Source organism: Baaleninema simplex PCC 7105, assembly GCF_000332355.1.
GTDB classification, from domain to species: Bacteria; Cyanobacteriota; Cyanobacteriia; order Cyanobacteriales; family Geitlerinemataceae; genus Baaleninema; species Baaleninema simplex.
Genome location: NZ_KB235958.1, coordinates 774,473 through 794,121, shown reverse-complemented (window position 1 = coordinate 794,121; position 19,649 = coordinate 774,473). Strand labels below are relative to the sequence as shown.

Annotated in this window: 14 protein-coding genes and 4 pseudogenes; 10 read left to right on the top strand and 8 right to left on the bottom strand. The window is 51.1% G+C overall.

The window, feature by feature from the left end:
* Window positions 1-34: 34 nt before the first annotated feature.
* From GEI7105_RS33160 to GEI7105_RS29190, 3 genes are all read left to right on the top strand, one after another.
* Complete coding sequence (locus tag GEI7105_RS33160) at window positions 35-487, top strand: STAS domain-containing protein (RefSeq protein ID WP_017659479.1); 453 nt, start codon at window positions 35-37, stop codon at window positions 485-487.
* A 59-nt stretch (window positions 488-546) separates the two neighbouring features.
* Window positions 547-2,856: a single-stranded-DNA-specific exonuclease RecJ gene (gene recJ, locus GEI7105_RS0105475; RefSeq protein WP_051044119.1), complete on the top strand. Its 2,310-nt coding sequence runs from the start codon at window positions 547-549 to the stop codon at window positions 2,854-2,856.
* Between the two features lie 62 nt (window positions 2,857-2,918).
* Window positions 2,919-4,859: a pentapeptide repeat-containing protein gene (locus GEI7105_RS29190; RefSeq protein WP_017659477.1), complete on the top strand. Its 1,941-nt coding sequence runs from the start codon at window positions 2,919-2,921 to the stop codon at window positions 4,857-4,859.
* Window positions 4,860-5,129: 270 nt separating this feature from the next.
* Here GEI7105_RS29190 and gyrB read toward each other — a convergent pair whose 3' ends face one another.
* A complete protein-coding gene (gene gyrB / locus GEI7105_RS0105465) occupies window positions 5,130-7,070 on the bottom strand; it encodes a DNA topoisomerase (ATP-hydrolyzing) subunit B (RefSeq protein ID WP_017659476.1) in 1,941 nt (646 codons plus the stop codon).
* A gap of 172 nt (window positions 7,071-7,242) precedes the next feature.
* Between gyrB and miaA the strand changes: the two genes are divergently transcribed.
* Window positions 7,243-8,172, top strand: a complete 930-nt coding sequence (gene miaA / locus GEI7105_RS0105460; protein WP_245555374.1) for a tRNA (adenosine(37)-N6)-dimethylallyltransferase MiaA — start codon at window positions 7,243-7,245, stop codon at window positions 8,170-8,172.
* A gap of 246 nt (window positions 8,173-8,418) precedes the next feature.
* On the opposite strand, the gene rpsU is transcribed toward miaA, so the two are convergent.
* The gene (gene rpsU, locus GEI7105_RS0105450) at window positions 8,419-8,616 is read right to left on the bottom strand and encodes a 30S ribosomal protein S21 (RefSeq protein ID WP_017659473.1); all 198 of its coding nucleotides are present in this window, start codon (window positions 8,614-8,616) and stop codon (window positions 8,419-8,421) included.
* Window positions 8,617-8,667: 51 nt separating this feature from the next.
* A complete protein-coding gene (gene rbp / locus GEI7105_RS0105445) occupies window positions 8,668-8,973 on the bottom strand; it encodes an RNA-binding regulator (RefSeq protein ID WP_017659472.1) in 306 nt (101 codons plus the stop codon).
* Window positions 8,974-9,219: 246 nt separating this feature from the next.
* Between rbp and GEI7105_RS0105440 the strand changes: the two genes are divergently transcribed.
* Window positions 9,220-9,783 (top strand): thylakoid membrane photosystem I accumulation factor, encoded by a 564-nt coding sequence (locus tag GEI7105_RS0105440; RefSeq protein WP_071591975.1) that lies wholly within the window; start codon window positions 9,220-9,222, stop codon window positions 9,781-9,783.
* Between the two features lie 299 nt (window positions 9,784-10,082).
* Here the strand turns inward: GEI7105_RS0105440 and GEI7105_RS29185 are convergent, their stop codons facing one another.
* A complete protein-coding gene (locus GEI7105_RS29185; RefSeq protein ID WP_017659470.1) occupies window positions 10,083-10,625 on the bottom strand; it encodes a hypothetical protein in 543 nt (180 codons plus the stop codon).
* Window positions 10,626-10,766: 141 nt separating this feature from the next.
* On the opposite strand from GEI7105_RS29185, the gene rpsD reads away from it, so the two are divergent.
* Window positions 10,767-11,375 carry a 30S ribosomal protein S4 gene (gene rpsD, locus GEI7105_RS0105430; RefSeq protein WP_017659469.1) on the top strand — a complete coding sequence of 203 codons (609 nt, stop codon included), beginning with the start codon at window positions 10,767-10,769 and terminating at the stop codon, window positions 11,373-11,375.
* A 281-nt stretch (window positions 11,376-11,656) separates the two neighbouring features.
* On the opposite strand, the gene moaA is transcribed toward rpsD, so the two are convergent.
* Entirely contained in the window at window positions 11,657-12,649 is a 993-nt protein-coding gene (gene moaA / locus GEI7105_RS0105425) for a GTP 3',8-cyclase MoaA (protein WP_026097450.1), read from the bottom strand.
* A 398-nt stretch (window positions 12,650-13,047) separates the two neighbouring features.
* On the opposite strand from moaA, the gene hemB reads away from it, so the two are divergent.
* The 3 genes from hemB (at window position 13,048) to GEI7105_RS36770 (ending at window position 15,531) form a co-directional block, all read left to right on the top strand.
* The gene (gene hemB, locus GEI7105_RS0105415) at window positions 13,048-14,046 is read left to right on the top strand and encodes a porphobilinogen synthase (RefSeq protein ID WP_017659467.1); all 999 of its coding nucleotides are present in this window, start codon (window positions 13,048-13,050) and stop codon (window positions 14,044-14,046) included.
* A gap of 137 nt (window positions 14,047-14,183) precedes the next feature.
* Window positions 14,184-15,314: a tetratricopeptide repeat protein gene (locus GEI7105_RS0105410; protein WP_017659466.1), complete on the top strand. Its 1,131-nt coding sequence runs from the start codon at window positions 14,184-14,186 to the stop codon at window positions 15,312-15,314.
* Between the two features lie 28 nt (window positions 15,315-15,342).
* Window positions 15,343-15,531, top strand: a complete 189-nt coding sequence (locus GEI7105_RS36770) for a hypothetical protein (RefSeq protein WP_144053680.1) — start codon at window positions 15,343-15,345, stop codon at window positions 15,529-15,531.
* 143 nt (window positions 15,532-15,674) lie between these two features.
* On the opposite strand, the pseudogene GEI7105_RS29180 reads toward GEI7105_RS36770, so the two are convergent.
* Together GEI7105_RS29180 and GEI7105_RS29175 are read right to left on the bottom strand one after the other, a co-directional pair.
* Window positions 15,675-17,159, bottom strand: a pseudogene (locus GEI7105_RS29180) (IS5 family transposase).
* A gap of 175 nt (window positions 17,160-17,334) precedes the next feature.
* A pseudogene (locus tag GEI7105_RS29175) lies at window positions 17,335-18,601 on the bottom strand (IS701 family transposase).
* Between GEI7105_RS29175 and GEI7105_RS41235 the strand changes: the two are divergent.
* A pseudogene (locus GEI7105_RS41235) lies at window positions 18,497-18,946 on the top strand (nuclear transport factor 2 family protein); the annotation flags it as partial. The pseudogenes GEI7105_RS29175 and GEI7105_RS41235 sit on opposite strands and share 105 nt — an antisense overlap.
* A gap of 540 nt (window positions 18,947-19,486) precedes the next feature.
* Here GEI7105_RS41235 and GEI7105_RS41230 read toward each other — a convergent pair.
* Window positions 19,487-19,649, bottom strand: a pseudogene (locus tag GEI7105_RS41230) (IS701 family transposase); the annotation flags it as partial.

The following is a 19,649-nucleotide window of genomic DNA, read 5'->3' as shown; positions in this document are numbered from 1 at the left end:
TCGTTCGGCATATACAGGAACACCGAAAGCGGCGATGGCGATTGTACTTCGACCTCACGGTAAGCTAGACGCTCGAGGCGCGGCAAAACTCCGCCGAAAGCTCCAATCTCTCGTAGCGTCGAGTCCGAAAAACCAAACGACTTGGATCGTGGATCTCTCTGACGTCCGGTCGATCGATCGCAACGGCTTGACCGCTTTAGTGGCCTTGCGTCGTTGTGCGAGTAAAGCCAATTGCAAGCTCGTATTGCGAGATATCTCAGAATCCGTGCGATCGCTATTGCAAGTCGCCCACCTCGAAAACAGTTTCGAGATTCGCCAAGGTAAATCGCCAGACAAAACCTCCGAGTCTCGGCCGAACCCTTCACCATTGACACCAGCGGCCGATATCTCCCAACTCCCAACCGAGCGATCTTCCCCACCGACAATCGCGTCACAACCGACATCGCTAGAAGTTCGCGACTCGTATTCAATAGAGTTGGAAACTTAGATTAAAACAAGGCTCATGAGAGGAAGTGGACGACGCGGGGGAAGTGATATAATCATGCCATGTCAGCCCCCCCAAAAATTTGGCATCGCATCCCAAACGAAGCTCCACCACCGGAGTTTGTTCGATCGCTTCAAAAGTATACCGTTGGTCGGTGCGAACGCTTGGCAGTTCTACTTTGGAATCGATCCGTCCGAGACCCCGAAGCGTTACCGGGATTCCTCGACCCCAAGCAGTACCGAAGTACTGACCCCTTTGAGTTTGCTACAGAAATCCGGCGAGCCGTCCGTCGTTTGAGGGAGGCGCGATCGCGCAACGAACGGGTGGCGATTTGGGGCGATTTCGACGCCGATGGCGTGACCGCAACGTCGGTACTGTGGGAAGGTCTAGGGCAGTTTTTCGATCGCGATCGGCAACTGTCCTATTTCGTCCCCAACCGGTTCACTGACTCCCACGGCTTAAACCGACGGGGTATCCAACGCCTGGCCGATGAAAAAGTCGATCTCATCGTCACCTGCGACACGGGAAGCACGAACCTCGAAGAAATTCAGTTCGCCGCCGAGTTGGGGATCGACGTTATCGTCACCGACCACCATACCCTCCCCGAACACCGGCCGCCGGTCGAGGCGATCGTCAATCCTCGCAACCTTCCCGAAACCCATCCGCTCTATCACCTGTCGGGGGTGGCGGTGGCCTATAAACTCGTCGAAGCTCTCTATCAAACCCTTCCCGACATTCCCCAACAGCCTCTCGAAGACTTACTCGATTTAGTGGCGATCGGTTTAATTGCGGATTTGGTCGAACTCAGCGGCGACTGTCGCTATTTAGCGCAAGTGGGTCTCGAGAAGCTCCAACAGCAGCTAACCCATCCCACCCGTCCCGGCGTGGCGGAACTGCTAAAACGCTGTAAGCGCAGTGGCGATCGCCCCAGCGACGTATCTTTCGGGATCGGACCGCGCATCAACGCCGTCAGCCGCATTCACGGGGACGCCAGCTTTTGCATCGAGTTACTCACCAGTCGCGACGTCAGACGCTGTCAAAAATTCGCGCAAGATGCAGAACTGGCCAACACGCGACGCCAGGAACTGCAACGACGAGTCAACGACAGCGTCAGAGCCAAACTCGCGCAATTAGACTTATCGACCACCAGCGTTATCGTGTTGAGCGATCCCCAGTGGGAGGTGGGGGTGTTGGGATTGGTGGCCGGTCAAATCGCCCAGGATTACGGTCGTCCTACGATTTTACTCCGTACCGAAACCACGGGAGAGCCGCCGATGGCTAGGGGTTCGGCGCGATCGGTCGATCGCATCGACCTCTACCGCCTCGTCAAATCTCAAGACCGTCTCCTACATCGTTTCGGCGGCCATCCCTTCGCGGCGGGGTTGAGTCTTCCGGTGTCGAACCTGGACTTGTTCGCCGAAGCCATCAACCGAGAACTGGCGCAACAGTTGGGACGAACGGGTGGGGTGGCGTCTCAACAGCGAATCGATCTGACGGTGACGGTGGCGGAGTTGGGACGAGAGTTATTTAAAGAGTTGAAATATCTCGAACCCTGCGGGATGGGAAATCCCGTCCCTCAGTTGTTAGTCCGCGATTGTTGGTTCGAGGACGTTTGGAATAAAAACCTGCGCGATAGTACGGGAAAAACGGTCAAGTACATTCGCACCTTTTTTAAAATTTGGGACGAAACCGCAGAAACTGGATTTCCCGGTGTTTGGTGGGGACATTATCAAAACGAAGTTCCAAAAGGACGCTGCGATGCGGTGGTAGAACTGGACTTTAACGCCTACGAAAAACGCTATGAAGTTCGGTTAATCGACGTGCGATCTGCCTTAGAAAGACAGGCGGCGGAAATCGTGGGAACACCGGAATTTCGCCTTCTCGACTGGCGCGTTAAAGCAGAAATTCCCCAGCCTCACCCGCCGTTATTGGAAACCTGTCCGAGTAGTTGGGAACAGCTCGAACGCTGGTTTCACAAAGTTCGCCAAGAGGTGGGATCGACGGGAGAATTTGCCCTCGCTTATTCGGAGCCGGAAGCCGTTTTACCGGAGGAGATTTTTATGCAGTTGGTAGGAATTGCGAAATATTTAAATCGGACTCAGAAATGGGTAGAGACGGCTAAAATTCGCGATAAGTTGGGATTGAGCGATCGCACCTTGGCGTTAGGATTTTTAATGCTGAACCAGATAGGATTTCGAGCGATCGCCCGTGGCAATACCGTTGCCATTTGGCAACCGAAACCTCTCGAAGACATTCCACGCAACAGCAAGGCGATCGACCGATTTTTAGACGCCATCCATGAAGAACAGTTTCGCCGCAGTTACTTCGCCAAAGCTTCTATTTCGATCGTTCGAGACGTAGTGGCATTGTAACCATTGCGCTGCCAGTTAGTTACAATATTTCCACGACGCTAGTGGATAGAAATATATCCCAGATGGAAAATACGAATTACCTCGCCATACTCACACAAGGAGTTGAGGCTTGGAACAGATGGAGAAAGGAAAATATGGGTGACAGCCCAGATCTGCAGGAAGTCGATCTATCTGGAGCCAACCTTGAGGGAGCTAGTTTTGAGGGAGTCAATCTCTCGAGAGCTAACTTTAAAAGAGCTAACCTTGCAGGAGTCAGCTTCATGGAAGCAAATCTCTTAGAGGCTGATTTTCGGGAAGCAGATCTCCGGAAAGCTACCCTCGAGAGAACCTACCTCGAAGGAATCTACCTTCGGGGAGCATACTTTGAAGACACCGACTTCTCAGGAGCTACCCTTTCAGGAACCGACCTTTCGGAAATCAACTTCACGGGAGCGAACCTCTCAGGAGCAAACCTCTCTAGAGCGAATCTCTGGGGAGCGAACCTCTCAGGTATTAGTCTTGTGGGAGCCGATCTCCGAGGAGCTGACCTAGCAGGAGCGAACCTCTCAGGAGCCGACCTCTCAGAAGCTAACCTCTCAGAAGCTAACCTTGAGGAAGTCAACCTGACACAAGCTAACCTTGAGAAAGCCGATCTCATCCAAGCTAAACTATTATCTGCCAACCTTCAGGGAGCTAATCTCACGCAAGCCTACCTTCGCAACATTGAACTCTTGGAAGCCAATCTCCGAGGAGCAAATCTGCGAGAAGTCAATCTCATGGACGCCGATCTCTCGAGAGCAAATCTGCGAGAAGTCAATCTCATGGACGCTATCCTTGCGGGAGCTGAGCTTCTGCAAGCTAAGCTCTCAGCCGCCAACCTTAAGAGAGCTTATTTTTGGAAAGCCGATCTTTCAGAAGCTAACCTTGAGGCAGCTAACCTTGTAGGAGCAGATCTCGTAGGAGTTGACCTCACGGGAGCTAACCTGGTGGGGGCTAACCTGGTGGGAGCCGATCTCACAGGAGCTAACCTGGTGGGGGCTAACCTGGTGGGAGCCGATCTCACAGGAGCCAACCTCATCATGGCTAATGTAATTAGAGCAAACCTTGAAACTGCTACACTTACAGGAGCCTGCTTAGAAAATTGGAATGTTAACAGTCAAACCAATCTTAATAACGTTAACTGCCAATACATTTATCTAAAAACTGACGCAAAAAGAAACTTTCAAGACCGGCGACCTCATCACCCTGAAAAAAGCTTTGCTCCCGGTGAATTTACAAAACTATTTCAGGTCGTCACTGAAACCATGGACTTGGTTTTCATGGACGGTATCGACTGGTCTGCGTTCCTCAAAGCGTTCGAGCAGCTCCGCCAAGAGATTCAAACTGACGAACTCTCCATCCAAGCTATTGAAAGCAAGCCTAGTGGTGTTCTTATTGTTCGAGTGGCGGTTCCCTCTACAGCCGATAAAGCACAACTTGAAAAACACGCATATCAAAAATACCAACTTGCGCTTGAATCCCAGGAAAGATGGTATCGGGAGAAGCTAAACGCCAAAGATGGCGAAATTGAAATTTACCGACGGCAAAATGCCAACCTAAACGAAATTGCTAAGTTACAAGCAAGTAGACCAATTCAATTACAAGCAACAGCTATGACAAGTGGAGATACGTACAACCAAAACCAAGTCGGCATCGGTCACATGAGTGGAAGCAAGATCGAAGGCGAGGCAAAGGTTGCCGGTGTCCTCAACCAAGCCGGACAGCAATCCCTCGCAGAAGCGGCTGCCGAAATCCAACAGCTCCTCGAACAACTCGACGAGACTTATGCTACTGACACCGCAAGTGGAAAATGGGATGCAGCACAAGCGGTTATGAAGCAGATTGAGAATGATAAGTCTCTAGCCGATCGAATTCTCAGTGCCTTGCGAGCTGGGGGAACGAAAGCCCTAGAGAAAACGCTTAACCATCCTGCTGCTACCTTTGTGATCGAGATGATAACAGATTGGCAGAAAACTAAGAGCTAAAATAGTCATACCGGGTCTTCGGAGTTTGTGGTTATAAATGTATAGCATGATACAAAAAATTGAAGATTCGAGAGCCAAAACCCTTGAAATCTCGTGAAGTTAGTTTTTCTGTCACCCTAAACTCCGAAGAGCCGTCATACCTCGGATTGAGTGGCTTCCTCTCCAATCGGCAGATCGGAGAGATGAATTGCGATCCTGATTTAGCTCTATAGACCCAGAGAATTTTCAAATCTCTAGGTCTGCATCACTTTCGTCTCGCTCCTCGACAGACTAAATATCCAAATCGTCCAGATTCAATTTCGGACCTTCCGTTTCGATGAACTCGCGGCGGGGGGCGACTTTATCCCCCATCAACACGGTAAAGATGCGATCGGCTTCGGCGGCGTCTTCAATTTCGACTCGCTTCAACAGACGAGTTTCTGGATTCATCGTCGTATTCCAAAGCTGAGTCGGCATCATTTCACCCAACCCTTTAAATCGCTGAATGTTGTAATTGGCGTTAGACGGTAACTCGTTGAGATAGCGGTGTAACTCGCGATCGCTATAACAATATTGATGGCTGCGTCCCCGTTCGACTTTGTACAGCGGCGGACACGCGATGTACACGAAACCGCGATCGACTAATTCCCGCTGATAGCGATAGAAGAACGTCAACAACAACGTCCGAATGTGCGCCCCGTCCACGTCGGCGTCCGTCATCAGAATAATGCGGTGATAGCGCAGTTGGGATTCGTCGAACTCTTCGCCTTTAATCCCCAAGCCGATCGCCGTAATCAACGACTGAATCTCGTTGTTTTTATAGATCTTCGCGTCGTCCGTTTTCTCGATGTTGAGGATTTTACCGCGCAGGGGCAAAATCGCCTGGAAGCGGCGATCGCGTCCCTGTTTCGCACTCCCGCCTGCGGAGTCCCCCTCCACCAAGAAAATTTCCGATTCCGAGGGATCTTTCGTACTGCAATCAGCCAGTTTCCCCGGTAGCGTGGAGGATTCTAATACCGACTTCCGGCGAACAAGTTCCCGGGCCCGACGTGCGGCTTCGGCGGCGTTAAACGCTTGAATCGCTTTCTCGAGAATCGCATCGGCGACGTTGGGGCGAAACTCCAGATACTCCGTCAGCACTTCCCCCACCAACGAATCGACGATTCCGCGAACTTCCGTATTTCCCAGTTTCGTCTTCGTCTGACCCTCGAATTCCGGATCGGGGACTTTCACGGAAATCACCCCCGTCAAGCCTTCGCGGACGTTCTCGCCACCCAGATTCGACGCTCCTTCTTTGAGTTTGTTTCGCTTGCGGGCGATATTGTTCATCGTCCGCGTCAAGACAGTTTTCAAGCCTTCGAGGTGCGTTCCGCCGTCTACGGTACGAATGTTGTTGGCGAAGCCGAGGAGGTTGTCGCTGTAGGCGTCGATCGACCACTGTAAGGCGACTTCGACCTGGACGTTATTCCGTTCTCCCGAAACGTAAATAATTTCTTCGTGAATCGGCTCTTTATCCCGATTCATATATTGAACGTACTCGCGGATTCCCCCTTCGTAACAGTAGGTTTCGATACGAGGTTCCGTCGTTCCGAGAAATTCGAGGCGGTTATCGGTAAAGGTGATGCGAACGCCTGCGTTGAGATAGGCCAGTTCGCGAATCCGTCCGGCGATGGTGGTGTAATCGAACTCGATCCCAGTGGTAAAAATATCGCGGTCGGGTAAGAAGCGAACCGATGTTCCGGTGCGTTTCTTGTCGGGACTGGGTTTCGTTTTCAGATCTTCGACCGGTTTACCCCGTTCGTAGCGTTGAGTATGAACCTTTTTCTCCCGCCAAACGGTGACTTCTACCCATTCGGATAGGGCGTTGACGACAGAGACGCCAACCCCGTGCAATCCCCCAGAGACTTTATACCCACCGCCGCCGAATTTTCCGCCCGCGTGGAGGACGGTGAGAACCGTTTCGAGGGCGGAACGTCCGGTTTTCGAGTGAACTTCCGTCGGAATACCGCGTCCGTCGTCCGTCACGCTCACCGAACCGTCGGCGTTGATGTCGATTTCGATGTGGGTGCAGTAACCAGCTAGTGCCTCGTCGATGGAGTTGTCCACCACTTCGTAAACCAAGTGGTGCAGACCTCGCGGGCCCGTCGAACCGATGTACATCCCCGGTCGCTTGCGAACCGCCTCCAGTCCCTCGAGAACCTGAATTTGGTCAGCACTATAGCTACTGGTCATGACTGCTTCTCCGAAAATAGGGGGTTAAACCCGCCAGATTTTTTGACGGACGACAAAAATCATAAAAATTCTAACACAAAATGGTTACGCGCGATTTTAGGGGCAGATGGAGCGTAATTTGAGTGGGGGGTGGATGTATTAAAATTAATGAGTTAGTGCTTTGGGAAATGGCGTGAAGGGAGTGAAGGCGAAACCGTTGCCAGGATGTATTGTCATTTGTGGGGCGACGGCAACTGGAAAATCGGGATTGGCGATCGCATTGGCACAGCGGCTCGGTTCGGTGATTCTCAGTGCCGATTCCCGTCAGGTGTATCGAGAGTTCGATATCGGCACGGCGAAACCCACACCAGAGGAGTTACAGCTCGTTCCCCATTATCTCATCGATTGCTGCAATCCGATCGCACAGCTCACTCTCGCAGACTACCAGCAACAAGCACAGTATCTCATCGCCGAACAACATCAGAAAAATCCAGACTCGCCGCCGTTGTTAGTGGGGGGAACGGGACTGTACATCAAATCCGTCACCAAGGGGTTGAAGATTCCCCGAGTTTCGCCACATCCCGAGTTGCGATCGCAACTGGCAGCGTTAGGACAACCGCAGTGTTATCAGATGTTGCAGCAGGTAGACCCTACAGCGGCGACAAAAATCCACGCCAACGACGCCACGCGCACCTTACGGGCGTTAGAGGTATATACCGTCACCGGCCGGCCTCTATCGCAGCAACAGGGACAAGATCCGCCAGACTATCCTATTTTACATCTCGGTTTAGCCTGCGACCCCGAAGCGCTCGATCGCCGCATTCACCAACGCACCCGACAAATGGTGGAAATGGGATTTGTGGCAGAAGTCGAAACCCTGATTCGTCGCTACGGCTCGGACTTACCGCTGTTAAATACCTTGGGATATGCTGAAATGAAGCGTTATCTCGCCGGAGAGATTTCTGTAGAAGAAGCTGTAGAGTTGACGGCGTTACACACCCGTCAGTTTGCCAAACGCCAACGAACTTGGTTTAACGCTTATCCCGAAATTGAATGGTTCGATGCAGACGCACCGGATTTGCGCGATCGCGTTCTCACCCGAATTCTGTCAGAGATGAGGTGACGAGGAGAAACGATCGACTGTCAACTGTCTTCACTGGTGACTGGTGACTGGTGACTGGTGACTGCAAAAAGTGCGGGTTTTCCAGCTAAGGCAGAGTCTAAGATAAGAGCGACTCGAGCCACACTCTACCCTCTAAACTCTACCCTCTGCATTGAAAAACCCGCACCCTACGGGGATCGATCGAACAGAAACGGTCGGCGATCGCGCTCTGGCGATTACCGATAGCTCTCGACCCCTTGCGGAAGTTTAGCTCGAGCGACGGCGATGCCGACGACGACGCTGTTTCCGTAAGGCTTCCGCTTTCCGCTTGCGTTTTTCCAGTGGCGTCTCGAAATGGCGGTTTTTCTTGAGATCGAGAAAAATTCCCGCTCTAGAAACACCACGGCGGAAGCGGCGCAGAGCCGATTCGATTCCTTCGTTTTCACCCACGATAATTTGGGTCATACCAAAAGCTTCTCCGTAATCCTTACAAGTTGTTTAGCACGTTCGGCGAGTTTAGAAATCGCGAGAGTGACTGCGGCCGAAAGACTGTCTGCCGCCACCCCGAGAGCGTTTGTCTTGACGGGGCTTCGCTTTGTTAACACGAAGGCGGCGGTCCATCCACTCCGCTCCATCTAGTTCCTCGATCGCTCGTTCTTCGTCGGTTTCGTCTTCCATTTCCACGAAGGCGAACCCGCGCACGCGACCTGTTTCCCGATCGGTCGGCAAGTGAACCCGTTTTACCGTTCCGTATTCGGTGAAGACCTCTTGCAAGTCTTCCTGGGTAACCTCGTAGTCGAGATTACCAATGTAAATAGACATTCGCGATTTCCCAAATTCAATTCGTCTTGAGATGGAGCTTTCGGAGTGTGGTCTGTGAATACCGATAGGGAAACCGATCGATACTATGAACCTCTATCACCACCGAATGGCTTGTCTCTTTTCTTGACTTTAGCAGAATTTGCAGGCGTCCGACGAGGGGAAACGGCATCGGTTTGTCGAAGGGAACTGATACTCTAGAGAAATCGTTAACAAAGCTTAACGGGAAAACTGCTTTTGTCTACAAATATGATGATGCGTGCTTGCTGGAATTGGCGACGCTGGCTCTCTGTCTTCTGTGTGGCGATCGCGCTGTGGTCGATCGCCGTGACGCCAGCCTGGGCAAAAATCGACGACGATAAGTACGACGGCAATATTTTCGCCCTCTACGCCGGAAACGGGTCTTTGGTTCCCCCGAAGGTGGATTTGAAACAGTCTCTCGCGGCCGGACGGCCGACGCTACTGGTGCTGTATCTCGACGACAGCAGCGACTGTAAGGGGTTTACTACCACAGTTTCCCAACTGCAAGCCTATTACGGTCGCGTAGCGAACTTCGTTCCGGTGAACGTCGATAGTATTGCGATGAAATCGGAGTTCGATCGCTCCGATCCCGGTTATTATTTCGACGGCTTCGTTCCCAAAACTGTCGTCTTCGACGATGGCGGAGAGGTTCGCTTTCAAGGTCGGGGTCAGGTGACGTTTGAAACCCTCGACGATGTATTTCGGGAAATTTTCAATTTGCTACCGCGATCGGAGTCTCTAGAGTTGAAGCGGCGGCCTCTCAACGAGGTCAATACGGAACTGACGGAGTGATGGAGCCAGGGAGAGGGGGGGCTTTTTCAGGGAAGAGGTGAAGAGGGAAGAGTGAAGACAGTTAAACGTTCGCAGTTTCTCCACTGCTCTCTCTCCCTTGCGCTCCGGAATTGACACTCTAGACTCTAAACTCTGCCCTCTTTACCGATCGACACGCACCCTTGTCTGTTGGCGGTGTACATTGTCGGTGCGTGACGATTTCTCGGTCTGACGATCGACACCCGATTGTTCGAGTCACGCACCCTACGATTCTTCCTTACGATTCTTCCCCGTTCCCCGTTTCCCGTTCAGGTAGATGTCTATTCGGCCTGGATAAAGGTCGGATAGAAATCGCGAATGCGATCGGTGGCGTCGATGCAACTGTCCATCACGTCGAGGGTTGCCAAGTCAGAGGGGGGAGTAATTCCCGTCACGCAGTTGGCGTAGCGTTCTGGAAGCAAGCTGCGGCGACAGCTATCGAGGACGATGGGTAAGCTGTCTGTCGTCGTCAGTCCGGCAATATCGACGACACAACTCGATAACTCCCGAGGACGGCGAACTTCTCGACAGCTATCGAGAGCTGTAACTGCTGTAATCTCAGTACCTTCGTCGATTTCGGCTACACAACGCGCGAGATCTCTCGGGTCGAAAGCGGTACCGCAAGCCAACGCAACCACTTCGTTATTGAGACCGCGATCGAGTAATTGGGTCGTACAGGCGTTGTAGTCTGCTTGACTCCCTTTCCTGGCTTGAGCCGGAGCGTTTGGCAGAACGGCGATCGACAGTCCCGCGATCGCTCCTACACTAACAATCGTCTGGAAAAATTTCGCGTTCATGGGATTTTTAGGCTTAGATAACGGCATTTTCAGCAAATTCCTGCAAGCGATCGCGACACAATGCCAAATATTTTAAGGCCAGGCCGTTTGGAACTAAGCCTGACTGCGCCTTATAATAAAATGCTTGGGTTAATTTTAGCTAGAACAAGTCCAAACACAGGAAGCTATATGTCACGATATCGAGGACCTCGCCTGAGAGTCGTTCGCCGTCTAGGTACGTTACCCGGCCTGACCCGGAAAGATCCCAAACGCAGCTATCCCCCTGGGGAACACGGCCAAGGTCGCCGCAAGCGCTCTGAGTACGCGATCCGTCTCGAGGAAAAGCAAAAGCTGCGCTTCAACTACGGTATCACTGAAAAACAACTGCTGCGTTACGTCAAACGCGCCCGTCGCCTCCAAGGTTCGACCGGTCAAGTGCTGTTGCAACTGCTGGAAATGCGCCTGGATAATACCGTGTTCCGTCTGGGTATGGCTCCGACGATCCCAGCGGCACGTCAGCTCGTCAACCACGGTCACATCACTGTCAACGGTCGCGTCGTCAACATCGCGAGCTACAACTGCCGTAGTGGGGATGTTATCGAAGTGAGAAATCGCGAAAAGTCTCGCGAACTCGTCAAACAAAACTTGGACTCTCCCGGTTTGGCCAACATCCCTTCTCACTTGAAGCTCGACAAGGACAAGATGCAAGGGGAAGTGACCGGAATTATCGATCGGGAATGGGTGGCTCTACAAATCAACGAGCTGCTCGTGATCGAGTACTACTCGCGTCAGGCTTAATCCTCCACTTCAACAAACGTATCAAGTCGTCCTTTGCTGGGTTTCGCCGACAGGGGACGACTTTTTCAGTGAAGAGGGAACGGGGAACGGGGAACAGGGAACAGGGAACAGGGAATCGGGAACAGGGAACAGGGAATCGGGAACAGGGAAGAATCGTAGGGTGTGTGACGCGGCCGGAAAATGTTGTCGAAGTCAGGTTAATGGACTGTTACCGCGTCACGCACCGACATCTAATCATCTCCCGATCTCCTCACCTCCTCACTGCATCATCTCCTACCCCCTCATCCGCCGATTTGGGACATGGTGCGGCTGTAAGCTCCGGTGAGCGTGCCGTTATCGCGGTCTTTAAAGTTGATTTCGGGTTTGAGGTGCAAAAGGTGGCGCACGGCTTGACGCAGTTCGGGGAAGGATGCGCCTTGGTGTAAGGCACTGCGGAGGTCGATTTGACCGGTTTCGTCGAGCAGACAGGGACGCAGCCAGCCGTCGGCGGACAGGCGCATCCGATTGCAGCGATCGCAGAAACATTCGGACATTTGACTGATAAAGCCTAGGGTTCCTTTGGCGTTGGGAATTTGAAAAACGTCGGCGGGGCCGGCTCCGGTGACGCTGGCAGGTTCGAGTCCCCAATGTTGGCGGATGCGCTGGCGCAGTTCTTCGGAGGGAATCCAGCCTTTGTGAGTGAAGAGGTTGGCGTTGCCGACTGGCATGAATTCGATAAAGCGGACGTGCCAGCGACGTTCGACGGTCAAAGCGGCTAAGTCCAAGACTTCTGTGTCGTTCACGCCCGGTATGACTACAACGTTAATTTTTAGGGGGTCAAACCCTACTTCATAAGCTTTCTGTATGCCGTTCCACGTCTGCTTCCAGCGGCTCTTGGTGCGATTTCCGATAATTTTGTCAAACGTTTCGGAATGGAGGGAGTCCAGGCTGATATTGACGCGCTGGAGTCCGGCATCGTGGAGGGCTTCGGCTTTCTCGGATAACAGAAAACCGTTCGTCGTCATGGCTAAATCTTGCGTTTCGCTTAGGGTAGCGATATCTCGGACGATATCCACGACGTCGGGACGCAGTAAGGGTTCGCCACCGGTGAGGCGAAAGCGGCGGAACCCCAGAGGAACGAAGACTTCGCGCAGCAGTGTCAGGAGTTCGTCTCGCTTCAGTAGGTTTTGTTTGAGAATGTAGTTGAGATCTTCGCCTTCGGGCATACAGTACTGACACCGGAAGTTACAGCGATCGAGCAGGCTAATGCGAAGGTAGTCTACGGTGGGATTCATGGATACAGTGGCCGCGAGGGGTTCTAAGGCGATCGAGACTGGGGTAATGCCACGCCTTACAGTTAACAGTGTAATCAAACTCGTAACGAGTATCGTTTGTGCGATCGCCGTAACAGTTGCAACGTAATGTTGCAGAACGTAACGGAAACGTTTACGGTGTCCCGTTCGATGAACTAATATTTTCAGATGTCTTACTCAGATGTTTCGCACGGACTTCTGCTGTCTCTCGAATAGGACTGACGCACTTTAATGCGAACCCCGTTACCCGTGGAGGGTCGCGGTCATTACCCTACAAATGGTGTAAATGCGTAAGTTCTGTTAGAAAGATTTCTCGAACTCCCATCGAACGGTCTTTGATGCTTCCTCGTTAATTCAGTTTTAAAAAACATCGATCGCATATGTCTCCCCAACCCAACGCCCTCAACCTTATCAGTCGTCCTCGTCGTTTGCGTCGGACTCCAGCCTTGCGACGCATGGTACAGGAAACCAACTTGACAGTGAACGATCTGATTTATCCCATGTTCGTGATGGAAGGGGAAAATCAGAAAGTTGAAGTGGCGTCGATGCCAGGATGCTACCGCTACACCCTCGATTTGTTGGTGAAAGAGGTGGCAGACGTTTATGCTTTAGGTATCAACGCGATCGCCCTGTTTCCGGTGGTTCCCGAAGCGAAAAAAGACGAAACGGGCAGCGAAAGTTACAATCCCGAGGGTTTGGTACAGCGTACGGTGGCGGCGATTAAGGAAAGTACGCCAGACATTGTCGTCATTACAGACGTAGCACTCGATCCCTTCACCAGTCACGGCCACGACGGCTTACTCGACGAAGAAGGTTATATCCTCAACGACGAAACCGTTGAAGTGTTGGTGAAAATGTCTGTCTCCCAAGCTCGGGCGGGGGCGGATATGGTGGCACCGTCGGATATGATGGACGGGCGCGTGGGGGCGATTCGCGACGGCCTCGACGAAGCGGGCTTTACCGACGTGGGAATTCTAGCGTATTCAGCGAAATACGCTTCGGCCTATTACGGGCCGTTCCGCGACGCTCTGGATTCTGCGCCGAAATCGGGCGATAAAAAGACCTATCAGATGGATCCGGCCAATGCGATCGAAGCCATTAAAGAAGTGGAGTTAGACATCGCGGAAGGGGCAGATATCGTCATGGTCAAACCGGCACTGCCCTATCTCGACATTATCAGCCAAATTCGCGAAGAAACGGACGTTCCTGTGGCGGCGTACAACGTCAGTGGCGAGTATGCCATGATTAAAGCGGCGGGTCAAAACGGCTGGATCGATGAGAAAAAGGTGATTCTCGAAACGCTTCTCAGTATTAAACGAGCGGGTGCCGATTTGATTTTGACCTACTTCGCTAAGGAAGTGGCGTTGATGCTCAAGTAGGTTCTAACTGCTACGGTTTGGGCGAGAACCCCGGTATCGTGAAGATGCTGGGGTTCTGTTCGTTGGTGCGACGCAATTTTCTAGAAGTGGGAACTCGGGAAATGTTAAAACCATAGATAAAACCCCAAAATGTATCCATGTCCGACCCCTCGATCGATCGCGTGGCGGAAGCGTTCGAGCAGCGCGACTTCAAGCGAGCCTCGAAACTCCTCAAGCAGCTTAAAAGCACTGCCCCTCACAATCCCTGGGTACGGTATTATATCGGACGGTTGTACGAGGAAAACCAGCGTTTCGATACGGCCGAAACCGTTTATCGTCAACTGCTGCGAGACAGTCCTTCGCCCAAACTGATCGATCGCGCCCGTCAGGGGTTGCAACGACTCGAGGAAGCCGCGCAACAACAGCGACAACAGGAAATCGAACGGATTTTAGCCGATCCGAAAAATGCCGAAGCGGGGGCGTTAGTTCTCGAGGCGACACCACCGGAACGCCGCCAGGAATTCGCGCAACATCTGGCTCGTATTTTTAACGCCGATCCTTATAGCGCCCGGTTGATGTTGCAGTCGCGGGGGTGGCGGTTGTACAGAACCGGGGCGGTGGGCGAGTTGCAACTGTACGTTAAGGAGTTGAAGGCGGCGGAGATTCCGGCGTTTGCGGCGTCGATCGCACAGGTGGGGAAATTGGAAGTGTTGCGCGGGGTGTATTTTGAATCGTTGTCGCCTCAACCGATCGTCGTGTGTCGCGATCGCGGCGATCGCTTGGGGAAATTTCGCTTTTCTTGGGAGGAAGTACGCCAACAGGTTCGCGGTGGCGTGCCGATTTTCGTCAACGCAGTCAGTTACGATATCAGTCGAAAAACGGAGGAACAAGTTAAGCGGAAGGTGGAAACTCGGGATTTCGCGCAAGTGTGCGATCTGCACTTACCGCGACGACGTTGTATCCTGCGCCTGTGCGATCGCAGTTACGATTTTCAGCAGGGGGTCATTTTTACTCCCGAGCAGCAACAAACCATCGGTAAAATGCGATCGGCCACGACGCGGATTAATTGGAACGGTATGATACAAGCCTTCGATCGCCTGTTACCTGAGATTCCAGTGTGGTCGGATTTTTCGCAGTTTGCCGAAACCGCGATCGATTACGATTTCCTCCTCGAGAAAGTAACGCCCTACGTCGATATTCCGCGATCGGAACCGACGAATTGGGACCCTGCCTTTCAGCTTTACAGCGGTTTGGTCTTTCTGAGAAATTTCGGCGCAGCGGCGTCTTGAGGGATGCGGTGATGAGGAGAAGGTGTCGGTGCGTGACGTGGAAAATCTCATGTTCCTGTCAACACTAGACCTTCTTTGTCCGCGTCACGCACTCTTGTATGTGGGCGGTGTACATTGGCGGTGCGTGACGATTTATCGGTCTTACGATCGACACCCGATTTTGCAAGTCACGCACCCTACGACTTGTATGTGGGCGGTGTACATTGGCGGTGCGTGACGATTTATTGGTCTTACGATCGACACCCGATTTTTCAAGTCACGCACCCTACGACTCTCTTGCCTTTTGCCTTGAACTATGTCGGGTTTGCTGAAAAAGTTATCAAAAGCTGGGGGTGGAAAATGAACAAGAAGCCGTCTTGCTCAAGGTATAAATCTGAATTGACTTAACTCGTCCACTTTATAAGTTACAATAATATTTCTCGACAAAATTATGAAGTTTGGGAAAAATTGACACAAAAAAAGACAGTAAAACTGCCGGCTCAGCTTCACCAGGTTCATCACTAAAAAGGTCAGAGCGATGGAGGTTTCCGAAGTATTAGGCAGTTTAGCCATAACACGACTTAAGCTGAATCTTCTTTTGGCTTGTCCAAATTTCCCCTCGATTGCATTACGAATGCGCTCATCTTCCTGGGCTTGTTTTTTGGCTTCTCGGCTGAGGTTTTTAGGAGGTCTTCCTAAAGGCGGTCCGCTGAGACGAATTCCTCTTTCTTTACACCAAGCTCGATTAGCTCGGGTTCGATAAATTCGATCGGCGTGAACCGATTAGGGGTAAACTCCCGTATAGTCTTTGTAAGCTTCGACTTGCGAGATTAAATCTCCACTTTCATTATAATTATCCCAACTAATTTTTTTCGAGAAATACATATCCTTCTACACAACTGACTGATAACTTAGCCCCGAATTCCGTAGGACTTGCTGCCTTGCCTCTGACGATTGGACGGAGATGAGGTTGTGTTAAACTGACGATGCGATTTTCGATTTTATTTTTATGATTTGACCACATCCACTGCTGTTGACGGGTAATTTCACTGGAGACTAATAAATTCCTGTATTGCCTTCGGCTTAAGCATTCTAGGCTCGCTCCTTTCTCAATTAATTTCTCAATGTTTCGGAAGTTTCGTTGAAGATATTGGAGTTGTTTTTTGACAGCATTTCTTCTTTCTTTGCGAGAGGGTCTCCTCTTTTTGGCAAATTTGAGATACTCTTTTCGGGCGAGTTTTCGGTGGGTTCTAGGTTTTTAGACAGTTGGCCCTTCAGGGATTTATATAAAATGTCTAGGATGAGTTCGGTGGTTTTCCTCGCTTGATTTAACAGTTCGACATCGGTGGGGTATTTGATATCGGCAGGTGCGACGGTCGCATCGATTAAGAGTTTCCCTCTATTTTCTTTTCTTCTTTCGACTCCTTCTGACTTTTTTGTGCTAGATTCCTCCCGTTGAAATCCTCGAGCTTGTCTGACAATTCTTCGATTTATTTTTTGAAGTAGAGAGCGACCAATCCTTTGCCGAAAATGAACCATCATTGAAGGATCGAAAGGCGCTTCGTTTCGATAACTCTTTTCCCCGATAAAATACTGTAGGTAAGGGTTTTCTTTAATTTGTTCGACAGTTTCTCGGTCGCTTATTCCCAATTTTTCTTTAATAATTAAGGCTCCCAGTGCCATCCGAAACGGTTTCGCTGGCGCTCCCATTTCCTCAGAAAAATTCTGGGCATATTCTTCCTCAAATTCTGCCCAGGGAATGAGGTTCGCCAAAATTACCCAACGATTTTCTTCACACAACTTGCCTTCAAAAGGAAGTTCAAAGGCTTCTTCGGGCGCGTCAGGATTTTGTGATTTTCGATACATTTTTTCTTGCCGGATGCACGGGAATTTCCAATTTTACCTCTTTTTCGGGTTCTCGAAGCCACGTCAAGACTCCTCTAAGCCTTACGTCGTAAGCTTTTCACTTCTTTTCAGCAAGCCCTATGTCTGCAAACGCTTCCCAACTCGTTCGATCGCTCTACCGGTACTTAAACAAATTTCAAGCCCAAACCAAGCCAAAACGCGCTTTGTGAGCGGCAAACAGGTCTCGATTCTCGTTCAGCCATGCCACAAAACGAAAAGACATGGCTGTCCGAAAAGCCTCTAAAGCATCTACAAAAGTTTCCAAAGGTTGGTTCGCCCACTTCCTTCGTAAACCGCCCGTCAACTTATGCCAAAGGATAAAAGTGTAGGCACAAAATACCAAAATTAAATGCCGCTGTAAACTCTTCAAACCTCTCGCCTGGCATTCCCTCCAACCCAACCATCCTTTGGCTTCCCGATAGAAGACTTCTACCCAGTTTCGCCCTGAGTAAGTGTTCACGACCCATTCGGCAGTCACTTTTTCGGAGTCTTCATTCGTGATGAAATAATCAATTTCTGTCGCGTCCGCATAAGAACTTGCATTCATGACGATAGCAAAGGTTCTTTCTCCTTGTAGACGTGACAGCTCTGCCGTACCCGTCGCCACCCACAGGGTTTTGGGCTTGTTTAAATTTAGAGAAACTGACGTAAAGTCCTCTTCTGGTAAGCTTTTGGCATATTCATCAAGGCGAATCTTTTGCCAATTTTCTCCCGATTGATTCAGCCCAGATTTTCCGATTTTTGGGGACGGCTCTTAGATACTTCAGTCGGCGAGATTCGAGTCCCTTTAAAAAATTTGTGTTGTTACCATAGCCGGCATCCATGAGGACGATTCCCGGTCGATACCCTCTCTTTAAACTCCGGTCAATTAATTCTAAGGCGATTTCGGGTTTCTTTTTGAAAGAGGGATCTTTCTTGCCTGAGGGTAAGGAACTGGCTGGCTGATAGATTTCTACATCCAGAGGCAAATTTTTTTTGCCATCATAGAGATGGGTCGTTACCGCCACGATTCCGTTGTCGAGCTTGCCGATTTCTCCGATGTACTGTCTTCCCACACCTGCGGTGAAGTTGCCGCTTTTTCGATGTCCTGTATCATCGAGCAGCAAGGCAAATCCCCGACCCACTCGGGTTTGATGGCAGGAGTCCACCACCTTTAAACGACGTTCGTTAATACGCTTCTCCTCCCAAGGGGATTCCGTTATAAAATGATGTAAGCGGTTGTAAACCACTCCCACCGAGTCGTTTGCCATCTGAGTTATGTTTTTTCGCTGGCTTTCCCCGAGTAATCCTCCCAAATAGTGTCTAAACCCCTTTTTTTGTGCTTGGGTTTTGAAGTCGGGGTCGAAACGCTTGCACCACTTCTCAAAGCAGGGTGGCATAGCGGCTGGGGTGGTCTCTCTCATGGGGACACTCTCCACCTTAAATCCTTGTCAGTCAAGGGTTTTGCTTTTATTTTACCTTTTTTACCGTTTAAGTCCCGCTACGAGGCCATTAACCGTCGCGATATCGATGGGGCGATCGCACTGGTAGACGACGAGTGCGTGTACGAAGATTTGAACTTTCCCCAACCGTTCCGGGGAAAAGCAGCGGTTCGCCGACTGTTTGAAACTTCCTGTGACAGCGTTCCTGAAGATTTGCTGTTCGTCATTGACGATATTACTGAAGCCGAGGGAAACGCCGTCGGTTTATTGTGGCACGTCGAACTCGATGGGATTCCGTTTCCCAACGGACGCGGGGCGAGTTTTTATCGGATTTCCGACACCACGGGAAAGCTGGTGTTTGCCCGCGATTTAGTCGAACCGCCCTTTAAACCGGGGAAACTCTCGTTAGGAATCATTCGGTTGGTAACGCCGCTGGTACGTCGTGTGTTGAAACCGAGAGAAACTCCCAAATCTGAGAACGAGAAAAATACGAAACTCTATCCCGGTTACGCACGGTTGTTGTGGGTTCTGACGGCGGTATACGTGGGGTTGTTGTTGCTCTCGCCGCCGAATTTGTGGCTTCCTGGCGAACCGCTTTGGGCAATTCAACCGGAGACGGTGCGGGAACTGATCGACGAATCGACGAATTTCTTTTTCGTGTTGCCGATTCTCAGCGAAATCGACGGGATAAACGCGCCTGTGGTGCATCCGGTGACAGAGGCGTTTTTTAATTTTGCCGAAGTCTGGATTTTTATGTTTTTGCCGCTGTTTTTGGCAGACGCGAGAGGCTATCGGGTTCCCCGCGTGGGATTGTGGGGAGCGGCGATGTTTTTGACGAATATTTTTCTAACGGTACTTAAACAAATTTCAAGCCCAAACCAAGCCAAAACGCGCTTTGTGAGCGGCAAACAGGTCTCGATTCTCGTTCAGCCATGCCACAAAACGAAAAGACATGGCTGTCCGAAAAGCCTCTAAAGCATCTACAAAAGTTTCCAAAGGTTGGTTCGCCCACTTCCTTCGTAAACCGCCC